Raw genomic sequence first — 3,622 nt, forward strand, 5'->3', positions numbered from 1 at the left:
TCAGACTTCCAGCCATTCCTTGCGAATGGCCGCATTGCCCCGCAGATCGTCGGGCGTACCCTCGAACACGATCGAGCCATGCCCCATCACGTACACCCGCTGCGAAATCTCCATCGCAATCGCCAGCTTTTGCTCCACCAGCAATACCGAAATGCCCCGGTTCTTCAGTTCCTTCAGGTACTCGCCCACCAGTTCCACAATCTTCGGCGCCAGCCCTTCGGTCGGCTCGTCGATCATGATCAGGTCCGGGTCGCCCATCAGCGTACGGCACAAGGTCAGCATCTGCTGCTCACCGCCCGACAGCACGCCCGCGGCCGTATGCTGCCGTTCCTTTAAGCGCGGAAACATCCGGTACATGTCGTCCAGCGTCCAGCGCGGCTGCTTCTTCGCCCCCTTGCCATTCTTCTCGCCCAGGATCAGGTTCTGTTCCACCGTCAGGGTCGGAAACACGTCGCGGTTTTCCGGTACATACCCAAGTCCCTTGTACGCAATCTCAAAGGCTTTCAGGCCGGTGATCTCCTCGCCCTTGAACTTGATCGAGCCGGTCACATCGACATGCCCCATGGTCGACTTCACCGTGGTCGACCGGCCCACGCCGTTGCGACCCAACAAGCTCACGATTTCCCCTTCGCCCACATTCAGGTCAACCCCATGCAGCACATGGCTCTTGCCGTAATACGCGTGCAGGTCCTTGATTTCCAGTAGTGCTGCCATTTATGCTGCCTCCGCCGGTGCATGTCCGCCCAGATAGGCTTCCTGCACTTTTTGATTGCTACGAATATTCTGCGGCGTGTCGCAGGCAATCACTTCGCCATACACCACCACCGCGATCTTGTCGGCCAGGCCGAATACCACGCTCATGTCATGCTCGACCATGAGCAGGGTCTTGCCAACCGTGACCTTGCGGATCAGTTCGACCGCCGCATCCGATTCCGACCGGCTCATGCCCGCGGTCGGCTCATCGAGCAGGATCACGTCGGCACCGCCTGCGATCGTGATGCCGATTTCCAGCGCACGCTGCTCGGCATAGGTCAGCAAGCCCGCCAGCGTATCGCGACGGCGCCGCAGACCGATTTGCTCGAGTACCGCTTCGGCGCGTTCATGCGCATCCTTGAGGCCGTTGAGGCGATGCCAGAATGAGTACTTGTAGCCCAGCGACCACAGCACCGCGCAGCGCAGGTTTTCGTACACCGACAAGCGGTGGAAGATGTTGGTGATCTGGAAGCTGCGCGACAGGCCGCTGCGGTTGATCTCGAACGGCTTGAGCCCCAGGATGCTCTTGCCGTTGAGCAGGATATCGCCCGCACTCACCGGGAACCGCCCCGAGATCAGGTTGAACAGCGTCGACTTGCCGGCGCCGTTGGGACCAATGATGGCGAAGCGTTCGCCTTTGGGCACCGCCAGATTGGCGCCACGGATGATCTCCGACTTGCCGAAGCTCTTGCGCACATCTTTCAGTTCAAGGGAATAGATGCTCATGCCGTGGCCCTCCGGATCTGTTCTTCAATTTCGCCGTTCACTTCGCCCCACACTTGTGTAAATGATTGCTTTGTTTTCCAGAAACCCAAACTGCCAATGGTCACCAGCGCCAGCGCAATGAGCCACGGCATCGGTGCGGCCGTATCGACCATGGTGCCAAACAGCTTCATCTGCGTGCCGTTGACCGATTCCAGCGTGTAGTGGTACGCCATTTCGATCACCATGATCGCGCCAACCAGGCCGACCAGCGCGGCAATGCACACCGCCAGCATCTGCGCCCAGACGCGTTTGAACTTGCCGTATTTGGCCACCCGCAGGTTGAGCATCAGGATGCCGGCCACACCGCCTGGCGCGTACATCACGATCAGGATGAAGAAGATGCCCAGGTACAGTTGCCAGGCCTTGGTGAAATCGGACAGCATGACGGTGAGGAACACGCCAATGATGGAACCGATCATGGGGCCGAAGAAGAAACCGATCCCGCCGATGAAGGTGAACAGCAGCACCCCGCCGGAACGCAGCGCGCTGACGTTTTCCGCAGTGACGATCTCGAAGTTGATGGCCGACAAACCACCCGAAATGCCGGCAAAGAAACCCGACAGGATCAGCGTCAGGTAGCGTGCCCACTGGGTGTCATAGCCGATGAATTCCACCCGCTCCGGATTGTCACGCACGGCATTGATGATGCGGCCCAGCGGCGTCTGCGTGAACGCATACATGCCGATGGTGGCGATGAACAGCCAGGCGGCGATCAGGTAGTACACCTGGATCTGCGGACCGTAGCTGATGCCAAGGAATTTCTCGCCATACACCCGGTTGGTCGAGATCCCGCCTTCACCACCGAAGAACTCCGGGAACATCAACGAACAGGCGAACACCAGTTCGACAATGCCCAGCGTGATCATCGCAAAGGTGGTGCCGGATTTCTTGGTCGTCACATAGCCGAACAGGACGCCGAAGAACATGCCGGCCAGCCCGCCGACCAGCGGAATCATGGTGACCGGCATCCAGATCTTGCCGGCGGTGGCCAGGTTCATCGCATGGATGGCGAAGAATGCCCCCAGGCCGGAATACACCGCATGGCCGAACGACAGCATGCCACCCTGCCCCAGCAGCATGTTGTAGGACAAACCGAAGATCATCAGGGTGCCGATCTGCGACAGGATCGACAGCGATGCACCCTTGTTGAAGATCAGCGGCGCAACGATCAGGGCAACGGCAAACAGGCCCCAGATGATCCAGCGTGCCAGGTTGAGGGGCTTGTACGTCATCGTATTTTTCATGGTCAAGGTATTCATGTTCATTAGCTCTCCCGTGTGCCCATCAAACCGCGCGGCCTGAAGATCAGGATCAGCACCAGCAGCAGGTACGGCATGATCGGCGCCACCTGGGAAATCGTCAGGTTCAACACCGGGAAGCCGAAGGTTTCCGGTGTGACCGTCGTGCCCAGACCGGCGAGCAAGGTGGCGAACGAATAGTCGAGCGCCACCGCGAAGGTTTGCAGGATGCCGATCAGCAGCGACGCGAGCAAGGCGCCCACCAGCGAGCCCATGCCGCCGACCACCACCACCACGAAGATGATGCTGCCGACCGTTGCCGCCATGCCGGGTTCGGTGACGAACGCATTGCCGCCGATGACACCGGCCAGGCCGGCCAGCGCACAGCCGCCGCCAAACACCAGCATGAATACGCGCGGCACGTTATGGCCCAGCGATTCGACCATGTCGGGATGCGTCAGCGCCGCCTGGATGACCAGGCCGATACGGGTCTTGGTGAGCACCAGGAAGATCGATATCAGCATCAGGATGGCAATGAGCATCATGAAGCCGCGATACATCGGGAAGGTCGTGGTGTACAGCGTGAACAGCGAGCCATCGAGTTCGGGCGGAATCGGATACGGCACCGCGGCACGGCCCCAGATCAGTTGCACGACTTCGACCAGCACATACGACAGGCCGAAGGTAAACAGCAGCTCCGGGATGTGGCCGTACTTGTGCACCGAGCGCAAGCCATAGCGCTCGACCAGGGCACCGATGGCACCGACCAGCAGCGGCGCGACGATCAACGCCGGCCAGAAACCGATCTTGATGCTGATCGCATAGGCGAAATACGCACCCAGCATGTAAAAGCTGGCGTGCGCAAA

General features: G+C 59.9%; 4 protein-coding genes. All 4 read right to left on the reverse strand.

Going from position 1 to position 3,622, the window contains the following annotated elements; translation table 11 throughout:
* On the reverse strand, window positions 1-714 hold the full coding sequence (locus ACFQUU_RS29055) for an ABC transporter ATP-binding protein (protein ID WP_382252091.1): 714 nt from the start codon (window positions 712-714) through the stop codon (window positions 1-3).
* On the reverse strand, window positions 715-1,479 hold the full coding sequence (locus ACFQUU_RS29060; RefSeq protein WP_382252092.1) for an ABC transporter ATP-binding protein: 765 nt from the start codon (window positions 1,477-1,479) through the stop codon (window positions 715-717).
* On the reverse strand, window positions 1,476-2,777 hold the full coding sequence (locus ACFQUU_RS29065) for a branched-chain amino acid ABC transporter permease (protein WP_382252096.1): 1,302 nt from the start codon (window positions 2,775-2,777) through the stop codon (window positions 1,476-1,478). Before ACFQUU_RS29065 ends, ACFQUU_RS29060 begins: the two co-directional genes overlap by 4 nt.
* 5 nt (window positions 2,778-2,782) lie before the next feature.
* Window positions 2,783-3,622 (reverse strand): branched-chain amino acid ABC transporter permease (locus ACFQUU_RS29070; RefSeq protein WP_382252094.1); only part of this gene is annotated, 840 nt, incomplete at its 5' end.

It is taken from the genome of Herbaspirillum sp. GCM10030257, from assembly GCF_042666555.1.
Taxonomy (GTDB): Bacteria; Pseudomonadota; Gammaproteobacteria; order Burkholderiales; family Burkholderiaceae_D; genus Noviherbaspirillum.